14 protein-coding genes are annotated in these 18,926 nt (G+C 42.1%); 7 read left to right on the forward strand and 7 right to left on the reverse strand.

Annotated elements, in window-relative coordinates:
* The first annotated feature begins 42 nt into the window (after positions 1 to 42).
* Positions 43 to 1,050 carry an OmpA family protein gene (locus ACFS6I_RS07850; protein ID WP_380919423.1) on the forward strand — a complete coding sequence of 336 codons (1,008 nt, stop codon included), beginning with the start codon at positions 43 to 45 and terminating at the stop codon, positions 1,048 to 1,050.
* 230 nt (positions 1,051 to 1,280) lie between these two features.
* Here ACFS6I_RS07850 and ACFS6I_RS07855 read toward each other — a convergent pair whose 3' ends face one another.
* The 4 genes from ACFS6I_RS07855 to ACFS6I_RS07870 form a co-directional block, all read right to left on the reverse strand.
* Complete coding sequence (locus ACFS6I_RS07855; protein ID WP_262887337.1) at positions 1,281 to 1,985, reverse strand: metallophosphoesterase family protein; 705 nt, start codon at positions 1,983 to 1,985, stop codon at positions 1,281 to 1,283.
* Positions 1,986 to 2,021: 36 nt separating this feature from the next.
* The gene (locus tag ACFS6I_RS07860) at positions 2,022 to 2,765 is read right to left on the reverse strand and encodes a nucleotidyltransferase (RefSeq protein ID WP_132845302.1); all 744 of its coding nucleotides are present in this window, start codon (positions 2,763 to 2,765) and stop codon (positions 2,022 to 2,024) included.
* 246 nt (positions 2,766 to 3,011) lie between these two features.
* Positions 3,012 to 3,401, reverse strand: coding sequence for a RidA family protein (locus ACFS6I_RS07865; protein WP_380919426.1), 390 nt, complete (start codon positions 3,399 to 3,401; stop codon positions 3,012 to 3,014).
* A gap of 84 nt (positions 3,402 to 3,485) precedes the next feature.
* Complete coding sequence (locus tag ACFS6I_RS07870; RefSeq protein ID WP_380919428.1) at positions 3,486 to 4,055, reverse strand: Crp/Fnr family transcriptional regulator; 570 nt, start codon at positions 4,053 to 4,055, stop codon at positions 3,486 to 3,488.
* A gap of 254 nt (positions 4,056 to 4,309) precedes the next feature.
* Between ACFS6I_RS07870 and ACFS6I_RS07875 the strand changes: the two genes are divergently transcribed.
* The 5 genes from ACFS6I_RS07875 to ACFS6I_RS07895 all read left to right on the forward strand — a co-directional run bounded on the left by ACFS6I_RS07875 (position 4,310) and on the right by ACFS6I_RS07895 (position 9,035).
* A complete protein-coding gene (locus ACFS6I_RS07875; protein ID WP_380919430.1) occupies positions 4,310 to 4,930 on the forward strand; it encodes a DUF4304 domain-containing protein in 621 nt (206 codons plus the stop codon).
* Positions 4,931 to 4,955: 25 nt separating this feature from the next.
* Positions 4,956 to 6,101 (forward strand): hypothetical protein, encoded by a 1,146-nt coding sequence (locus tag ACFS6I_RS07880; protein ID WP_380919432.1) that lies wholly within the window; start codon positions 4,956 to 4,958, stop codon positions 6,099 to 6,101.
* Positions 6,102 to 6,515: 414 nt separating this feature from the next.
* Positions 6,516 to 7,535 carry an LLM class flavin-dependent oxidoreductase gene (locus tag ACFS6I_RS07885; protein ID WP_380919434.1) on the forward strand — a complete coding sequence of 340 codons (1,020 nt, stop codon included), beginning with the start codon at positions 6,516 to 6,518 and terminating at the stop codon, positions 7,533 to 7,535.
* A gap of 42 nt (positions 7,536 to 7,577) precedes the next feature.
* Positions 7,578 to 7,922, forward strand: coding sequence for a winged helix-turn-helix transcriptional regulator (locus ACFS6I_RS07890; protein ID WP_380919436.1), 345 nt, complete (start codon positions 7,578 to 7,580; stop codon positions 7,920 to 7,922).
* A 102-nt stretch (positions 7,923 to 8,024) separates the two neighbouring features.
* Positions 8,025 to 9,035, forward strand: a complete 1,011-nt coding sequence (locus tag ACFS6I_RS07895) for a metallophosphoesterase family protein (RefSeq protein ID WP_380919438.1) — start codon at positions 8,025 to 8,027, stop codon at positions 9,033 to 9,035.
* A gap of 98 nt (positions 9,036 to 9,133) precedes the next feature.
* On the opposite strand, the gene ACFS6I_RS07900 is transcribed toward ACFS6I_RS07895, so the two are convergent.
* The 3 genes from ACFS6I_RS07900 to ACFS6I_RS07910 are packed head-to-tail and all read right to left on the reverse strand — an operon-like array spanning position 9,134 to position 15,826.
* A complete protein-coding gene (locus ACFS6I_RS07900) occupies positions 9,134 to 11,194 on the reverse strand; it encodes a family 16 glycosylhydrolase (RefSeq protein WP_380919440.1) in 2,061 nt (686 codons plus the stop codon).
* A 3-nt stretch (positions 11,195 to 11,197) separates the two neighbouring features.
* Complete coding sequence (locus ACFS6I_RS07905) at positions 11,198 to 12,748, reverse strand: RagB/SusD family nutrient uptake outer membrane protein (protein ID WP_380919442.1); 1,551 nt, start codon at positions 12,746 to 12,748, stop codon at positions 11,198 to 11,200.
* Positions 12,749 to 12,772: 24 nt separating this feature from the next.
* Entirely contained in the window at positions 12,773 to 15,826 is a 3,054-nt protein-coding gene (locus tag ACFS6I_RS07910) for a SusC/RagA family TonB-linked outer membrane protein (RefSeq protein ID WP_380919444.1), read from the reverse strand.
* 173 nt (positions 15,827 to 15,999) lie between these two features.
* Here ACFS6I_RS07910 and ACFS6I_RS07915 point away from each other — a divergent pair, with 173 nt between their 5' ends.
* A complete protein-coding gene (locus ACFS6I_RS07915) occupies positions 16,000 to 18,894 on the forward strand; it encodes a triple tyrosine motif-containing protein (RefSeq protein ID WP_380919446.1) in 2,895 nt (964 codons plus the stop codon).
* The last annotated feature ends 32 nt before the right edge of the window (positions 18,895 to 18,926 follow it).

An 18,926-nucleotide genomic window follows, 5' to 3' on the forward strand; every position in this document is an offset into this window, starting at 1 on the left:
TTTATGCAGAACTTTAACGTTAAACTTCAATTATAATAAAAAATGAAAAGAACAGCACTTTTATTTGCTTTAAGCACCATGATGATTTCATGCAATCAAAAAACGAAAGAAAATCAGCATAGCGGAGACGCCGGAGAACAGAAAGAGCAGGTTTCAACGGGTGATCAGGCAAATAATGATGCAAATGAAAGTTTCAATATCGAAAAAGTATCTTATTCAAATGCTGATTTGGGTGATTTCCCATTTTTCACTTTACCTGAAGGGCTGACTGAACAGAATAAGCCTTTACAAAAAAAGTTTGACGTCTGTTTTTTTCCGGTTAATGGCATTATGACACCCTTTGAAGGTAAATTATATAAAGTTAATGTTGCCGCAAAACAGGGGGAGGAATATGCGCAGCGGTATTTTGAAAAAAGTATGGCGGATTATATGACTGCTATTGGTGCTGTTAAGATATTTGATGGTGAAATTACGAAAGAGGAATATGAACGCTATAACAAAAAAGACCCAAATAAAGGTGATGAGGGCGATATCGGCTATGAGGGTGAAAATATTAAGTTTTATGTTGTTCGTACAAAAGATAAGGGAAATATCTACATTCAGTTTTCTTCAAATAATGCGACCGGAAAGCTCAATATTCTTCAAGAAGAAGCTTTTAAGCAGACAATAACAAAGGTCACGGCAGATGAGATTTCGAAAGACTTATCTGAAAAGGGCAAATCGATCTTATACATTAACTTTGATGTTGATAAAGCGAATGTTTCTGCGGATGGTAAAGAGTTAGTGGATGAAATTGCTAAAGCATTAAAAAATAATACCGGTTTAAAAATTGCGATTGAAGGTCATACTGATAATACAGGTGATGCCACGCACAACAAGAAACTTTCAAACGATCGTGCCCATGCGGTATTGAGCCTGTTGACAATGCAAGGAATTGATAAATCGAGATTGTCAGCAACAGGTTTCGGAGCAGAACGACCTTTGGTAGCAAATGATTCGGAAGCTAATAAAGCTAAAAACCGACGTGTGGAGTTAGTTAAAGTAAACTAATCCTCGTCCGGGTGTAACAATAATCAGGAGCTGGTTATTTTTAATCCCTGTGTAAGTGAGGAGTAAGGAAAGCTTGCTGATGCTGATGAGATCGTAACAGAGTTTGGTTTTTCAGATGAAAGCCATCTGAATAAGTTTTTCAAAAAACGGCATCAGATGAGCTTATCAGAATTTAAAAAGACGAAGGGCAGTAAGGTCGTTGCCTAATGCCTTTTTTGATCAGAAAATTTTTAAACTTCTACAATTAAATAGGACTGACCCTCTTTCTCCCGTTTTAAGACCGGAAGTGCGACATTGTATACGGGAATTTCACTTGTGGTATGACCGCTGAGTGTGCCACCATGTGCATGCCCATGAAAGGCAATCGACACCTGTCTTCTGGTCAGTGGTTCTGCCAGGTGTGAAGAGCCAAGAAAAGGGAACAGCTGCTCGGGTTCACCTACAACGGTATCTTTTATCGGTGCATAGTGCAGCAGTACGGCTTTAGGCAGATGAGGACATTCTTGTTCTAGCCGAGTCAGTGCACGGTCAAGCTGCAAAGATTCATTGACGACTTCATGCACAAATTGCTTCATCATATCCTCTCCGAAAATAGACAGCATATATTGATCAAATCCACCTCCAAATCCTTTTACACCTGCAAATGCAACATCTGCTAAGACAATAGATTCACCATCTAAAATAGTCATATGATGTTCAGTCAGAATTTGTTTGATGATTTTCTGTCTGCCTTTTTCGTAATCATGATTGCCTAAAACGCCGACAACAGGTATGCGCAGTGCTTTTAACTCTTCACCTAATATTTTAGCTTCTTCTTCGTCTCCGGTATCAGTCAGATCACCGCATATCGCCAGCACATCGGCTTTTTCATTTAATTCTTCAAATATGCCCCTGAGCAATCCTTTGTCTGAAACACGAACATGTATATCCGCCATGGCGGCGATTCTCGTTTTTTTGCGTACTTCCATAGATTATATTGTCGTTATCGTGTATGATTTGTAATTCCATTCTTTTACATCTACCTCATATTGCGTTTGGTCGATAAGCGGACCCCGACATACTTTTTCGACGGGAGAGGGAATGTCATATTGCTCTGCAGCTCTTCTCATCAGTTCGTCAAATAACCATTTGGGGATGATCTCGCGATAGTCTGAAGGGTATACAAACTGGAAAATAAGCAATTGTGCCAAGAGGAGGTGCCAGTGTGGGTCTAAGCGTTTCAGCAGTAATTCCCAATCCACATTTTTTCCATATTTCAACAGAATATGGTTGATGTCTGCACTATCGTGACGCTCTCGGTTCTGCACATAAATTTTACACCAAAGGAGTTCCTCTACGGGAATAAATTTAACAGGTACGTCTGCAAAATGACCGCTTGGTGCCCGTTCGTACCAACTATCGTCTACTGTACAGATATTGTTTACGGTATCGAATATAATATCGATAAAATAATCCCCATGGAAGACTTTTGCAAGCCATCTTACGTCCGTCAGCTCGGTTTGATAACCCTTTTCGGCAAAGTGTTTCAGAATTTTAGGATATTCGCTGCTCTTGCAGAAGATATCTAAATCTTTGGTGTCTCTAAAGATGCCCGTATAGTGGAACATGGCAAAAGCACCGCCTAACATAAACTGACACTCACACTCCTGTAAGAGGAGTAGTGCGTCTTTATAAAAATCTCCTGATTCCCGTTTTTCTTTGTCCGTTGTGAGCATATAGTATACTTAGTAAATGATATCGTTTAGAATACAACAATTTCACAACCCCATTAGTTTGGTAGCTGACAGGTCAACAGTCAGGAATCCGCATTAGTGCCTATTGAATATACTTAATTAAATCATTCTGGAGTGTTGAAAGGAGTAAAGCCACATAATTCCTTGTGAGCAGGGCTTACAAGGAATTATGATAAAAAAGTTTTAAGCTGGAAGTTCTATCGGAAGGATCGTTGGCTCTATGGTTTGCTATTTAACAACCGTCGCTTCTAATTCAACTTTAAGGTTTTCAAATAGTTGCTGTACTTCAAGTACAGTACTTGTTTGCTTGATTTGGTTGCGATTGATCCATTCCTGGAAAAGATCAAAATTTTCAAACAATGCCGCTGAGTCTGTTGTGTAGATATTGAGCCTGACGATATTCTTGAGCTCGAAATCAGCTTCACGAATCACCTTTTCAAGATTTTCCAATGTCTTCTGCAGTTGGACGCGCATATGCTCATCACTTGAAATGCCATGCTCGTCAATCGCTGTCTGCCCAGATACATACAATGTACTTTCAACATGTTTCACTTCTACTGACTGGACATAGCTTCGGGCATCTTGCCAAGTCCATGGATTAATGATCTTTTTTTCCATTTTAATGTTTTATTAAAGTATAGTACAAAGATCAAGATGTTGCTTTATAAGAGCGTGTGACAAATATCACAGTTTTCAAATGTCTTATAAGATGCGGCTCAATGTTTCGCGGGATACGCCGAGATAGGATGCCAACAATGTTTTGGGAATGCGCTGTATCAAAGAGGGCTGGTTTTTAATGATCTGCTCGTATCTTTCCTTTGCACTGGAAGTAAGAAATGATAAAATACGTTGTTGCGAGCCAATATGCCCAGCAATTGATTTTTTAAGAAAAAAGTGCTCCATCTTTTGCATTTGCGCACATAGCTTCTCAAAATTTTCTAGGGTAAGGCAAAGCATTTGTGTGTTTTCAATGCATTTTAACGATAAGGTAGCGCGGCTCTGGGAATAAAAGGCTACGAAATCTGTTTCCCACCAGTTTTCCATCGCAAAAGAAATGAGATGTTCCTTTGCATCGCTATCAGTGTATGTTAGCTTCACTAATCCGGAGAGCACAAAGTATACATGCTTAACCGGCTGACCTGCTGCTATGATCAGTTCATTTTTCTTGAATTCCTGATATGTGAAATGATCAAATACCAATGATATTTCCTCATCCGAAAGGCTGATGATTTTTTCGATATGTGCCCGCAATGTATCTTTTATAGCATTCATGTCAGATTCTAATATTTGAAGTCAACTGCAAGTTATGCATCGTATAGGAAGTTATAAAATGATTGCGCTATTTTTTCTAAATTGCCCCGTGAGCTTTGGCAATATATATGGACTGGCACTACCGTCTGTCATTGATGGTATGGCTCAAAACTAAACCCGGTGGTATTTTGTTATCTATTGGAGTAATTCGAATGGATATTGGCAAACTGATCGGCCTCTTTTAAACCCTTTAAGATAATATTTGAACCCAGACAATGAAAGAAAAATTTAATCAGCTGATCGTAGAAGTGGTAAAACCGTTACTGAAAGAAAATGGCTTCACGAAGAAAGGGATAAATTTTTATAAAAGAAATGCTGATCTTGTTTTCCTTTTGAACGTTCAAAATAGTCATGGGAATACTTCTGAGCAGACAAAATTTTATATTAATTGTGGTATTCATTCGACCAGTATTGACAAAGTAATAGGTCGATCGGAACTTGTGGAACCGAAAGAATACGAGTGTTATTTCAAAGATCGCATTTCTTCGCTGATCAATGTCGTCGATGACGGTTACTTGATCACAAAAGATACGGACCTGGAAACGTTAAGTTTGACACTTCACCAGGATCTAAAAGCGGTGCTGTTGCTATATAATAACATCAACAAGACCAGCGATCTGACGGACTTGATGATCAACAAAAATGGGCTCAACAATTATCAGGAACTATTTGAATATTTACTGTTAACAAATAATCTGGCAGATGCAAAACGCTTTGTGAAAAATCTGCATGATACTTTTGGACAGCAACGAAGGTGGACGATATTTGAAGACAACCTGTCTGAGCTGTTAAGAAAAAATAAACGAAAAGAAACCATTGCCGATTTATTACGCTAGCGTACATGACCTTGAATTGAACTTTATGAAAAAACTTATCCTACTATTTGCTTTGCTTCCCATCCTGGTATCTTGTAAAGACCGCGACAAGATAGACCTGTCCCAATTGCGCTTGAATGAAAGCATCGAGAGCCTCATTGATTTTGGTGAACCTAAAACAATCGGTGTTGAAACGGTTGAATACCCCTTTTGCTTGATGATTGAAGTAAATGATGGTACAAACTATACTTTTGACGGTCTTGATCTGACGGGCCAAAAGGTATTTTTCCAGATCGATTCAGAATTGCTTAAAACAGACAGCCTGACGAAACAGGGTGGTGGTCATATCGACGTGCGATCTTTCAAAGACAAGAATGAGCTTGCTGAAATCCTTAAAAACTACCAAGCGGCAAATACCATCTACGGTATGCGGATCGAAATGAAAACGGAGGACTTCAAAAAACAGATACTTGCAAAATTGGAAAGCAGGTATGGAAAAGGAACTAAAAATCCGAATACCGATAATGGGCTGTATTGGAATGTCGCGAAAGAGCAAAAATACATCTTCTTTGCGCCAGATTATGACCGATTGATCGTTTTAAACAGTACAGATCTCTCCAAAACCTGTTATTGGGATATCATGAACGGAACGATTGATTTTGGCGGATGTGATCAGGAGGCGTATACGAAGGAACTGCTTAAAAATACCAGTCCTGAAAAGGAAGTGACAGAAAAGCCTGTTGTGAAAATAGACAAAGATTGGAACCTCAATCAGCTGGTCGTAGGGAAAACTACGGAACAGGAGTTCGTATCCGCAGCGACGAATAAAAATTTTGAGCGGACGGTTGTGATCGATGGCAGTACGGCTTCGACCACGGAAGTGTCTTATGACAACAAAGACAAAAACTTCTTTTTGTATTTTTCTGCGGGTCAAGGTAATGGTGAGAATCCGAAAAACAATCTTTTAAGTGGCTATAGCCTGCAGGATTTTAAACAGGTGGATATTTCATTTGACAATGGTCTTCGCCCTGGAATCTCTTTTAAGGAAGCTATCAAATTATTCAACAAAAATGACATCATCAATTTTAATGATTTAAAATTTTCGAATTATATAGAGGTCAAAAGAGGCAACGGTAAGGCTACCCTTAACTTTGATGAAGACTATTTGTTTTCGGGTATTTATATAAAATGAGGGATATGATCTGTTTAACAAGAACATGTTGCAGCAATGGAATCAACAAAAAAAGTCTTTTCAGCGATTAGCTGAAAAGACTTTTTTGATTTTGGACTAATTGTGTTACGGGTTGTATTGTAGTTGTTTAATTGCTGTTACCTTGTATAGGGCTTTATGTCTACTTGGGGGTGTTACGTCAGTAGTTTCTCAAATCATAATTTTTGGAATGATCCCAATTGGCGCATTTGAAAAGTAGGATCCGTGATATATTTCACTTTCCTTTAGGTAACTACTATCTTTTGGTTAGTGATTTTGCTGTAATTTTGTAAAGTGTAAAAGAAGTGCAGTCAGTACTTTAGAAATCTCCAGTTGAGATGGCGCATTTGCAGCTATATTATAGCTGTTATTTAATTAAATCAAAAATACAAAAACATGAAAAAACATACCGCTCATTCCATTTTAGAACTCGCCATTGTTTCAGAAGGCAGTACATTTGGACAGACATTACAGCATTCGCTGGAACTGGCTAAAGTAGCAGAAGCAAATCATTATAAACGTTACTGGTTTGCCGAACATCATAATTCTGCTTCGGTAGGCAGCAGTGCCACTTCGCTGCTCATACTTTATGTAGCTGAAAACACCAGTAAAATAAGAGTAGGATCGGGTGGTATTATGTTACCCAATCACTCGCCTTTGATTATTGCAGAGCAATTTGGAACATTGGCGCATCTTTATCCAAACCGGATTGATTTAGGTCTGGGAAGAGCTCCGGGTACAGATACACTGACAGCTCAGGAGATCCGATCGGACTTTATGAAAGCTGCGCACTCTTTTCCTGCGGAAATTGAGAAAATTGAACATTATTTTTCAAAATCTAACAGTACGGGTAAAGTCAGAGCACCGATCGCGGAAGGAGCTGATGTGCCGATTTATATTTTGGGATCAAGTACCGATAGTGCGCATCTCGCCGCTCGGAAAGGATTGCCTTATGCATTTGCAAGCCATTTTGCTACAGATCATTTAATGTCGGCATTAAAAATCTACCGGGAGGAGTTTCAGCCTTCTGAAGTACTGGAGAAACCTTATACGATTGCAGGTGTTAATGTGATTATTGCTGAAACGGATGAAGAAGCACAAAAATTGTTTACATCGGTGGTCCGAATGTTTTTGGGTATCTTGACCGGAAATTCTCAACCGCTGCATCCACCGACAGAAATGACGGAGGATTTGCAGGATATTTTCCATCATCCAAGTGTACATCAGATGCTGAAGTACTCATTTGTGGGCACTAAGGAAAGGGTGAAAGAACAAACGAAAGCGTTTCTTGAGCAAACTCAAGTGGATGAGCTGATCGTCGTATCGACAATCTATGATTTCAAGGATCGAATCAAATCGACCGAATTGTTTGCTGAAGTTATGAGTGAAATCAATGCGGATGATAGCACGGATTAACATTAACCTAATCCGCTTTTCATTATATTTAAAACTAAAACAATGGCACAAAAAAAAGTTCACTGTGACTGTCTAGAAATCATAAGACCGGTGCGCGACACGTTGGATGTGATCAATGGTAAATGGAAAATACCTATTATTATATCCATTGGTGTCGGTAATGATCGTTTCACGGATATCCAGGAGAGTATTCCTGGGATCTCGCCCAAAGTTTTGGCTAAAGAACTGAAAGATCTGGAGCAGCATAAGCTGGTCAGGAGAGTTGTTATCGAAGAATATCCGGTAAAGATCTCCTACCAGCTGGAGGAATATGCCGATACGCTGACTCCAGTTATTTATGCACTGAAGGATTGGGGCATTAATCATAAGAAAAAGGTGCTGGAGTAATATTTTCTGAAGTCAAAAATGCTACTGGCTATGATTTCCATTTTTAACTGGATTATAAAATTATAGTTTTACATTTGAAACTTGTACTTCAAACCTTACCATATGAAATCTAATTTATTGGCTTTGCTTTGTTTCTTTGCGCTGATCATCGTTACTGATCCTGTATTTTCTCAGATTTCTGACAAGGATATCAAGAAGGAACAGCAAAATAAAAGTCTGAAGATCTTAGTCATATCGGATTTAAATGATATTTATGGATCTACGACTTACAGTCAGGAAGTGTTGGATCTAGTGGGAAGTGTTTCAACATTAAAGCCAGATCTTATTTTGTGCGGTGGGGATATGGTTGCAGGACAAAAGAAGACTTTAACGAGAGAGGCTATTCAGGCTATGTGGAAGGGATTTGATCAGGCTGTACTGCAACCTATCAAGGCTTCTGGCGTACCATTTGGATTTACGATGGGTAATCACGATGCCTCTCCCAATTTTGTGCTGGACCGTGAAGTTTCGGCCTCATTTTGGGCTAATCATAAAGCTGATGTCAATCTTACTTTCATTGAGAGCAGTCATTTTCCGTATTACTTTTCTTATTTAAAAAATAATGTGTTCATTATCTCCTGGGATGCATCATCATCTCAAATCCCAGCTGAAGTGAAAAGTTGGATGAAAGATCAGCTGGATAGCCCTTTGGCTAAAGAGGCGAGATTTAAAATCGTATTAGGTCACCTGCCTTTATATGCACTCGTTGAAAGTAAAAATAAACCAGGAGAAGTTCTGGAGCATACTGATGAGACCTTGCAGTTTTTGAAAGAAAATCAGGTAGACCTGTATTTATCGGGTCATCAACATGTGTATTACCCTGCCAAAAAGGAATCCGTGATTTTATATCACAGCGGTTGCCTGGGTGGAGGGCCTCGTTCTTTATTGGGGCATCAAGAGGCTCCATATAAGTCCTATGGCTTTATTGAGATCCCGAAAAACATCAAAAATAAGGGTTCGGTAAAAGTAAGTGCGATAAGAGCGGATGATAAGCATGAAGTTAAACTGGAAGATTTACCTGCTCAAGTTTCAGGATTTAACGGGAGCTTAAACAGAATCGATCTGTCGAAGTAGTATAACAAAAAGACCATTTCAGCCCATAGCTGAAAAGGTCTTTTAAATTATGGTGTTAGCTGTTAAGTGTTCTATTATAGCTATATAATAAATATGATCTAAGGTAATAGTTCATATACACGAACGTAATCGATTTCAAAAACATTTGGAAATATCTTATCATCAACCCCATGTTTACCGCCCCAATTTCCGCCGATGGCTAAATTGAGCAGCCAGTGAAATTTTTGATCAAAGGGCCATTCGGCAAAGGTTTTATGTTCGTTTTCAACGGAAAAAATCTCTTGATCATCGATAAATCCTTTGATATATTCGGGTGTCCAATCCACACGGTACAGGTGAAAATCATCGGAAACACCTGCGACTTTTGTTGTTGCTGTTTTTTGGGTGTTGATATTATGGTTATAGGCTTTGGTATGGGTCGAGATGTGGAGCACATCCTGATCGTAACCCACGTGTTCCAGGATATCGATCTCACCTGAGTTAGGCCAATTGCCATATTTGGATGCTGTCGGCAACATCCAGATGGCAGGCCAATTGCCGCGTCCCCGCGGTAATTTGGCACGGGCTTCAAAGCGGCCGTACAGGAAATCACCTTTTTCTTTGCTTACCAGTCGGGCAGAAGTGTAAGGTTTACCGCCTTTGCTTTCTTTTAAAGCTTTGATTTTTAAGACCCCTTTACCGACAACTGAGTTTTTTAGCGAAGATGCAACATAATACTGATCCTCATTATTGCCCCAGCCGTTATATTTTGAACCTACATCATACGACCATTTGGTCGTGTCGGGTAAGCCCTCATAATTAAATTCGTCTGCCCAGACAGGCTCGCTAGAAAAACGGTAAGTGTTTTTTGCGGCTGCGGCGCTTGTGTTTGACTTATTAGCCGTTACGTAAAAAGGGATATTGGCAGTAGCCACATTGTTATGACCATCGGAAACATAGACAAACAACCGGTATGCGCCTTCTTCCGCAGGAGCTGTGAGCTGTGTGTGCTGCTGCCCCTCATCTGCCACACGTCCTGGGATAGCCTTCGGTCTTTCTTCACGGTCACCACCTTCTTTCAGGTCGGTGCTTTCGTGGAGAAGCTCCCAGCGCGTCGTTAACTTGTCGCCATCCGGATCGTTTACAGACACAGCAACAGGATAAGTTTTCCCCGGTTCGACATACACGAAGTCAGCCGCTTTTTTTCCATCTAACAGGAGGGACGATACATGTGGAGAACGGTTTTCAGGCCATTTTTTTGACCAGAGGTATTCCATCACATCGACCACTTCGTTCTCTTCACCAGCTTCGGTGAAAAGTCCGTACCAGGTTGGGGTGCGCTCTTGTTTCTGTCCCCATAAGAAAACATAAGACCCTAGGCAGTTCTTGTCTGTGCCGATAGAGGCCTCATAACGGCTTTTATAAACCGCCGCTTTTTCACTGCTGTTCTCCTCTATGGAAGCAGACCAAGGGGTCTGTGTCACCTCCCAGTGCCCTGTAGGACCCCATTCGGTCACCATATAAGGTTTAGTCCAGCCGACACTTTTAATCTGCTGTGGTACGGAAGCGAGCCCTCCATATACCTGAACAGCAATCAGATCGATCGCCGGACATTTTTCCTGGATATAATCAAATTCCTTTTGGTTGATGCCTGCCAACATGGTTGTCACCAGGTGATTAGGGTCTAGTTCATGAATCATTACTGCAATCGCATTGACGGCGTCCCAAACCTTCGGGTTACTGTAGTGCAGGTTCAGTTCGTTGCCGATTCCCCAGGCCAAGAGTGCAGGATGATTGCGGTACTGCAGTACGGTCTTGCGGATGCCCTCCAATTGTTGCGCTACCTGTTCGGGGTTGCTGTAATCAAATCCGTGTCTTTCGGCCCGTACGTCCAGTCCTAAGGTCACGGTAAGTCCCAAGCGATGCGCATCGTCCAATATTTTGCCTGCATTTTGTGGACTCCAAGTACGTATGGAGTTACCTCCATACGCTTTTAGACGATCCATATAATTGGTTCCACCAGCGCCTTTGATAAAATACGGTTGACCGTCACGCTTGATGGTATAACCACCGTTTTCTTTAGCGATGACGGTTTTGACGGGTTTGTTGTCTTGCGATACCGCCAGCTGTACGTTGAAAAGGAGCAGGGAACCTAAAATTCCTGTTTTTATATGACTCATAATTTATCTGAAATTAGGGTTAGCATCGATTTGCGTTTGCGGTATAGGCAGAGATTCACTCACACCAGGAATAAATTTAGCCCCAAATACTTCTTTTGCTTTACCGGTACGTACCAGGTCATTGAAACGCTCGCCCCACCATTCACAGGCAAATTCTGCTCTGCGCTCGTCTAAAATCTGGTTGAGCGTCACATTGGCAATAGCACCCAATTTAGCCCTTTCGCGTACCAATCGGAACGGTTCGTCGCCATTTTGTCCTTTCCGTACTTTTGCTTCCGCATTTAGAAGCAATACATCTGCATAACGTAAGATACGAACATTATTGTTGGCGCCATATTCCATACGTCCTTCAGTCATCTGTGCTTTTGGAAGATACGCTTTTCCGTTGAAATATTTGATGCCGAATGGATTGCCATAGACCACATCACCGCTCGGGGTGGTGACCGAAGTAGCAGGATTACCGTTGATGCCACAGTACTGAATTGTGTTTTTCAAACGTTCATTATCGCCACGGTTTGTCAGGAAATCGACAATATTTTGAGATGGCGGTACCCAGCCGGCTCCGGATATGGGACTTCCTTTTTGATCGCCCGAAGGTCCCTGCCACCTAAAGAACGTTCCCCAGTCTACTCCGGGACGTACAATATCGCTTGTACCTACGCCAAAATCAGAATATTGCAGTTCAAATAAGGATTCATTGGCCAGTTTTCCGGGAAGCTTAAAGAGCTCGTAGAGGTTTGGATATAAGGAGAATTTATTGCTTGCAATGATCTTATTGGTCGCATCCAAGACCTCTTCCCAATGCGGACTGCTGTTGTCATTACCGGCAAGGTCTGCAGCAGCCTTTGCTTTAAGGAGCAGTGCTGTATACTTGGTCACGGCGCCGATGTGGATGGACTGATTCGGACGTGCATCTTCCAGTGCTTCGATACATTCATTCATTTCAGCAATGATAAATTGTCTTACTTGGGCCGCAGTGCTCTTTTCGATGGTCGCCAGGCGTCCAATATTTTCACTGTCGATCAAAATAGGAACGTTTCCGAAGAGGCGGGAGGCCATCAGGTGGGCATATGCACGCAGAAAACGCACCTCCGCTTTGTACTGCTTATTGAGGTTGAGGTCTTTGCTGTTGCCGGCCGGTATTTTTGCAGCGAAATTGTCCAGTTCAATCAGGGCATTGTTGGCTGCGATGACCAGACTGTAGTAACTGATCCACGATTGGTTCAGTCCCCAGTACGACTGCACGGTTACATCATTCTGGAAGTTTTTGATGGCCATGAGTTCGGGATTATCATTGGGGCTGGGAGCAGCCTGCAGGTAATCATCATCGCGCATGCAACGGATGGAGAGATCGATCCAATGGACCAGGTTGTCATCGGCTGCTGAGCGGTATACGCCAGAAACGGGGCTGTACATCAGGGCAGGGTTGCTGTAGTCGATTTCTTCCGAACGCTGCTGGTTTTCTAATGGCTTGTCCAAAAACTTTTTACAGCTCGTCATGGATAACGGTACTGCTATACAGCTTGCTATGAGGATATATTTAAAGGTATTCATAAGATTAAAAAGTAAGGTTAAAAATTAAAAGGAAACTTTGACTCCTAGGCTGTACGTCGATGCAATTGGATACACATTGGCATCAAATCCCATTCCGGATACTTCCGGTGTAAAACCGTTGTATTTGGTGAACATAAAAGGTCGATCTGCCGTAACGAATATGCGGGTTGGCATTTTCGGGAAGTCAAAACTATATCCTAGCTGAATGTTTTGTACACGGAGGTAAGCACCACTTTCGACAAAGAATGAACTTGCCTGTAAATTCCAGGAAGCCACCGAACCTGCAGCCGATGGATGCGTGTTGCTTGTTCCTTCACCTGTCCATAGTTTATCAACAAAGGCCGCATCCACATTCATCTGATTGTATTTTCTGCGCATAGCCCGGTTGAGGTTATGGATTTTATTGCCGCTCACCCCCTGAAAGGCGACACTTAGGTCAAACTTTTTGTAATCGAATGCCAGGTTGAAACCATAGGTGATCTTTGGCAGGTAGTTTCCGAGATTGATACGGTCGTTTTCATCCAGTTCGCCATTATTATTCTGATCCTTATACTGGAGATACCCCGGTAAAATTGGGGCGTTTGGATTTTGCTCATTGTACGCCTTTGCTATTGGATCTGCATCGATCTGCGCCTGATTTTGGTACACGCCAGCGACTTCATAACCATAGTAAAAGTTGATGGGCTCGTTGATCTGGATTCTGGCCGGAAATTCTGCCGACCATTCCGGGTAACCGTTCATGATATTCTCAAGTCCGCCCAGATTTTTAACGGTATTTTTCAATGTCGTTACATTTCCTGCAATGGAATAGCCCAATGCACCGACTTTATCTTTCCATTGAAGGGAAAGCTCCCATCCGCTGTTGGCGACACTGCCCCAGTTTCCATAAACACGGTCCCACGAAAATGGAATTGGTCTGCTGAAAGCTAAATCATGCGTTGTTCTGTGGTAATAGTCTAAGGTACCGCTCAGACGGTTGTTCAACAAGGCAAAATCGATACCGCCATCCCATTCTTCCACCACTTCCCAACGGACCTGTGAAAAGAACCTGCCGACACGGTATCCGGGGATACGTGTTCCGTTTGTCGTGCCCTCACTACCAAAGATGCCTGAGAAATTGTTTCCGGAATATACGGTTGCATAACCTGCATTGGGCTGGATGCCGTCATTCCCCAGTTTACCCCAGCTTCCGCGGAGTTTCAGTTGATTGAAAAGCTTTTGGTTTTCCATAAACTTCTCTCTCGTCAGCACCCATCCTAAACCCACAGATGGGAAATAGCCCCACTTGGTCTGGTATTTTGAACTTCCGTCAGCACGGAAAGTAGCGGTCAATAGGTATTTGTTGTCATAATCGTACGTTCCTCTCGTAAAATAAGATATTCCGGCATTTCGGGAGCCATTCTCACCGTATCCTGTTGCCGAACCGATTCCCTGAGCGCCAACACCTACGTACCAGAACTCTTCCGATTCAGGTACATCATTGGCCTGCACCCAGGTTTCACGCCAGCGTTCCTCACGTGTCGACTGTCCCAACAGGACCGACCAGTGGTGTTTACCGGCTTCATCTTTGTATGTCAGTAAATTGTCTAAGATGTAGTTGTTGTTACGTGCCTGTGCCGAACGTAGGAAAGAGCGGTCGTTTCGCTGGTCGTTATCGATGTAATAGATTGGATTATACCCGATATTATGTGTCGATTGATAACGCTGGCTAAGCTGTGACTTAAAGGTAATTTTATCTTTCCATAATTCTGCCTCTACGTAAAAACTCGGCAGGATCTGAAATCCTTTTGTCTGATTGTTGTTGTAAAATGCGGTTGCGATCGGATTGTTGTACCAAAATCCCGACTGCATACCGATTGCGGTACTGGAACCGAATTTTTCAGGTTTCGAAAGTTCGATAGACGGATCGTAAACCGGGTATAAAGGCGATGCAAAATACGCCTGACGGAAAGCGGCATTATTAGGGTGGTAGGATTTAAAGTTATTTAAATGTGCCATAAACCCAACTTTCAGCCAATCTGTAACCTTAGCATCGGCCTGCATGCGCATGTTAAACTTTTGGTTGTTGTTTTTAGCATCCATGATACCTTCTTGTTTGACGTAGTTGAGACCAAAAGCATAGGTTATTTTTTCACTGCCGCCCATGATGTCGAGATTATGGTTCGTGATGAGTGCTTTTGAGCGCAATAGTTCATCGAACCAGTCGGTATCCATGGCCGGATTGGTTTCGGTACCACCATACTTTTCAACCGATTTTTTGACAAAGGCTCCATTTCCGGTTGCATTGGCGTAATTGGCATACTGCTGCGCATTGGCCATCTTTAAGATGTTGGTCGGGGTCTGGAAACCTGCAAATCCATTGTAGGTGACGCGCGATTTCATATTAAGACTTCCTTTTTTCGTGGTGACGAGGATAACCCCATTTGCGGCACGTACCCCGTAGATGGCTGCTCCGGATGCATCTTTTAAGATAGAGATATCGGCAATGTCATTGGGGTTTAGGAAATCAATGTTATCCATAAACATCCCATCCACGACATATAGCGGGCTTTCATTGTTGAACGAGCCTACACCGCGGACGCGTACGGAGGGTGTTGATCCCGGAGCTCCTGAGCTCACGACCTGTACACCCGCAACGGCACCCTGAAGGGCATCCATCGAATTGGAAACCGTACGTTTGGCCATATCCTGCATATTGACTGTTGAAATAGGTGCTGTTAAATCCCCTTTGCGCTGTGTACCGTAACCGACTACCACGACTTCATCCAGATTAAAATCGGCATTAGCCTTTAATTGGATGTTGACGGCATTGCCGGTGATGGTGACCGTTTTGGTTTCATAGCCCAAAGAAGAGACGGTCAAATAACTGGTGTTTTGGGGAATAGTGAGAGTGAAATCTCCGTTCTCGTTGCTACTTGTTCCAATTTTGGAACCTCCAGATAAGGTAATACTTGCCACTAGCGGAATCCCCAGTTCATTTGTGACCTTACCTGTAATCGTTCTGCTCTGTGCACTTACCGTATGGGTAAGACAAGACAGAAGAGCAACACTTGCCATGATGCTAACATTATTTTTCATGCTTGCTGAATTAAAAAATTTAGGAATGTTTATAATTAGCTCAAAATTAGATTTAGATGGGCATAAGTTAAATTTAAACACTACTTCATTACTACTTCATGTTGCGTTAATGTGGTTAAAATCGCTATATTTGGGGTACGTCAATTGTACGTCAACCCTTATAAACAGTTTGTATGAAGTATCTCGCAGTCCTTTATTTTTTCGTTTTTTTTATAACACCCATTTCATTACGGGCACAAAATTTATTGGGATTACCGCTGGTCAATAATTATAATAAAACCGTGTATGGCGGTGGTAGCCGGACTTGGGATATTAAACAAGATAGCAGGGGCATCCTATATTTTGGAAACAGTGAAGGGCTGATTACTTTTGATGGCCGGTACTGGAAATCGTATGCGTTGCCCAACCATACCATTATCCGTTCGCTATGGATTGACAGCCATGATCGGATCTATGTAGGCGGTCAGGGGGATTTTGGTTATTTCGAACCTGCTGAGCAGGGTGGTCTGACCTATACATCATTAAAAGCATTGATTCCGGAGGAGTACCGCAATTTTGCCGACATCTGGAATACGTTATCGTTTGGACAGTCTGTTTTCTTTAGAGCGACGAATGTCATTTTTGAACTCAAAGGCCAAAAAATAACGGTACATCCTGCTGCTGCGGAATGGTATTTTATGGGTAAGGTGGGTGAATCGCTTTTTGCGCAAGATAAAAAAAATGGCTTATTGGTCTACCGGAATAACCACTGGTCACCCGTGCTGGCAACGTTGCCTTACCGCGAAATGAAAATCGCATCAATGCTTCCGCTTGGTAAAGAGCGGATCGTGGTATCTACTTTAAATAACCAGAACTACTTGTTGAAAGACAGGGTATTATTGCAATTGAATAAGGAGCGCTGGGATGATAGTTATACACCATCTGCCGCGCGTATCGATGACTCCACCTTTGTTGTCGGCAATGCAAAAGAGGGCTGTCATATCCGAGATCGCGATGGGAAAACGATTCAACGTATCGGTATTCGGGAAGGTTTGGTGAACAAGAATATTTCAGCGGTATTTGTTGACCAGCAAAAAAATATCTGGGTGGCCAGTGACAATGGGATTTCGGTGATTTCGTACGGATCTGCGGTACGGTATCTGCGTCCCAATCTTGAAAATGAGGTGACTGGGCTATCGTCGCTGATCTTTGACCATAAGCTTTATTTATCTTCATCCAACGGAGTATATGTGGCACCTATCAGCAAAGGACTGAAAGATCAGAGCCGTTCGTTGAGTTCTTTTTCACTTTTTCCGAAAAGTGATGGTGGCGAGGCCTGGTTGCTGCAGGAGTTGAACGGACGCTTATTACTGGGGCACAATAAAGGATTGTTTCAGATTCAGGATCAAGCTTTACTGCCGTTGTCCAATCGGACAGGCACCTGGAATGTACTGCCATTGAGTTCCGTTTATCCGGTAAATCAGGCTCTGGTGGGTACTTATCAGGGTTTAGAGCTGTTAAATTATCAAAACGGTATTTTTCAGTCCGGGGGTCAGTTGCGCGGGTTTGTGGATTCATATCGCTTTTTAGAACTGGACGAGAAGAAAACGATTTGGGCCTCGCATCCTTATCGTGGCATTTACCGCATGCGACTGGCGGCAGACCGTCATGCTTACGATGCTGTTCTCTTAACGAAGAAGAACGGTTTACCGTCAGACTATCAGAATTTTGTGTTCAAGATCAAAGATCAGGTCGTTTTTGCTACAGAAAAGGGTCTGTATACCTATGATTATCGGAAAAATGCATTTGCACCGGCAACTGATTATAAGGCATTCGATGGTCTGACGATCCGCTATTTAAAGGAGGATAAAGAGGGCAATATCTGGTACTGTACAGATAAATACGTCGGGGTCGCACAATTTGATGCAAAAAATAAGAGCTATCAGCTTATCAAATTTCCAGAAATTGAAGGTATGAATACTTCGGGATTTGATCATATCAATACGTTTGATAAAAATAATATCTATATCGGTGCTGAAAAAGGGATCATCCATATCAACTATGAAAAATATATTCAGGAAGCGCGGAAACCACTTGTCCTATTATCGCAGGTAACGGCAAAATCAGCGCAGGACAGTATTCTATTTGCCGGGTATTTCACCAAAAATGCAACCGGAACTTACGAACAGCTCCGTGCGGACCAGTTGGAGATGGCTTCCAAATTCAATTCTTTTCAGTTTGCTTTCTCTTCGCCAAGTTTTGGTATCCATGAACATATGGAGTTCAGCTATCAACTTGTCGGTTATGATGAGAACTGGTCTGCATGGGAGAATATTGCTGAAAAATCATATACCAACCTGCCCAGTGGAAAGTATCGTTTTCAGGTTCGGGTTCGAAACAATTTAAATCAGATCTCCGAAACCGTTAGCTATGATTTTACGATTTTACCACCTTGGTATCTGAGCATCTGGGCAAAGCTGGTCTATATTCTATTGGGAGCATTGGGCATTTATCTCTTTTTTAAGGTGCAAAAGCAGGTCTGGAAAAAGCAACAGCTCCAATATGAGAAGAAAATGGCACAGCTCCGCTACATCCATCAGCTGGAAATTGAAAAGAGTGAAAAGGAAATTGTCAAACTCAATAATGAAAAGCTGGAACAGGAAGTACTGGTGAAGACCAAAGAACTGGCCAGTGCGAGTATGCAGCTTTTGGAAAACTCGGGAACGCTTGTCAAAGTCCGCGATGAACTGGCAAAAATAGAAGGGAGTGAGGAAGAGGCATCGGAATTAAAACGGATCAATAATTTACTGAAGGATGTGGAGAAAAATAGTGCCAACTGGGATCAGTTTGCGCTGCATTTTGATGAACTGAATGATGGCTTTTTGAATAAGCTGAAATCCAATCACGAGGGGTTATCACGGAATGATCTTAAAGTCTGTGCTTATCTGAAATTGAATTTCACCACCAAGCAGATCGCGCAGTTGCAGAATATTACGGTCAGAGGAGTTGAAATACACCGGTACCGTTTACGTAAAAAACTACCAGTAGGAAAAGATCAGTCTCTAAGTGATTTTTTAAATGAAATCTAGTGGGGTGAGGTAGATGGATTCATTTCACATTG

The organism is Sphingobacterium anhuiense, from assembly GCF_042686355.1.
Classification (GTDB): Bacteria; Bacteroidota; Bacteroidia; order Sphingobacteriales; family Sphingobacteriaceae; genus Sphingobacterium; species Sphingobacterium anhuiense.

Coding starts and splice junctions, on each gene's coding strand:
- ACFS6I_RS07850 (WP_380919423.1), top strand. CDS start 43: ATGAAAAGAACAGCACTTTTATTTGCTTTAAGCACCATGATGATTTCA.
- ACFS6I_RS07855 (WP_262887337.1), bottom strand. CDS start 1,985: ATGGCGGATATACATGTTCGTGTTTCAGACAAAGGATTGCTCAGGGGC.
- ACFS6I_RS07860 (WP_132845302.1), bottom strand. CDS start 2,765: ATGCTCACAACGGACAAAGAAAAACGGGAATCAGGAGATTTTTATAAA.
- ACFS6I_RS07865 (WP_380919426.1), bottom strand. CDS start 3,401: ATGGAAAAAAAGATCATTAATCCATGGACTTGGCAAGATGCCCGAAGC.
- ACFS6I_RS07870 (WP_380919428.1), bottom strand. CDS start 4,055: ATGAATGCTATAAAAGATACATTGCGGGCACATATCGAAAAAATCATC.
- ACFS6I_RS07875 (WP_380919430.1), top strand. CDS start 4,310: ATGAAAGAAAAATTTAATCAGCTGATCGTAGAAGTGGTAAAACCGTTA.
- ACFS6I_RS07880 (WP_380919432.1), top strand. CDS start 4,956: ATGAAAAAACTTATCCTACTATTTGCTTTGCTTCCCATCCTGGTATCT.
- ACFS6I_RS07885 (WP_380919434.1), top strand. CDS start 6,516: ATGAAAAAACATACCGCTCATTCCATTTTAGAACTCGCCATTGTTTCA.
- ACFS6I_RS07890 (WP_380919436.1), top strand. CDS start 7,578: ATGGCACAAAAAAAAGTTCACTGTGACTGTCTAGAAATCATAAGACCG.
- ACFS6I_RS07895 (WP_380919438.1), top strand. CDS start 8,025: ATGAAATCTAATTTATTGGCTTTGCTTTGTTTCTTTGCGCTGATCATC.
- ACFS6I_RS07900 (WP_380919440.1), bottom strand. CDS start 11,194: ATGAGTCATATAAAAACAGGAATTTTAGGTTCCCTGCTCCTTTTCAAC.
- ACFS6I_RS07905 (WP_380919442.1), bottom strand. CDS start 12,748: ATGAATACCTTTAAATATATCCTCATAGCAAGCTGTATAGCAGTACCG.
- ACFS6I_RS07910 (WP_380919444.1), bottom strand. CDS start 15,826: ATGAAAAATAATGTTAGCATCATGGCAAGTGTTGCTCTTCTGTCTTGT.
- ACFS6I_RS07915 (WP_380919446.1), top strand. CDS start 16,000: ATGAAGTATCTCGCAGTCCTTTATTTTTTCGTTTTTTTTATAACACCC.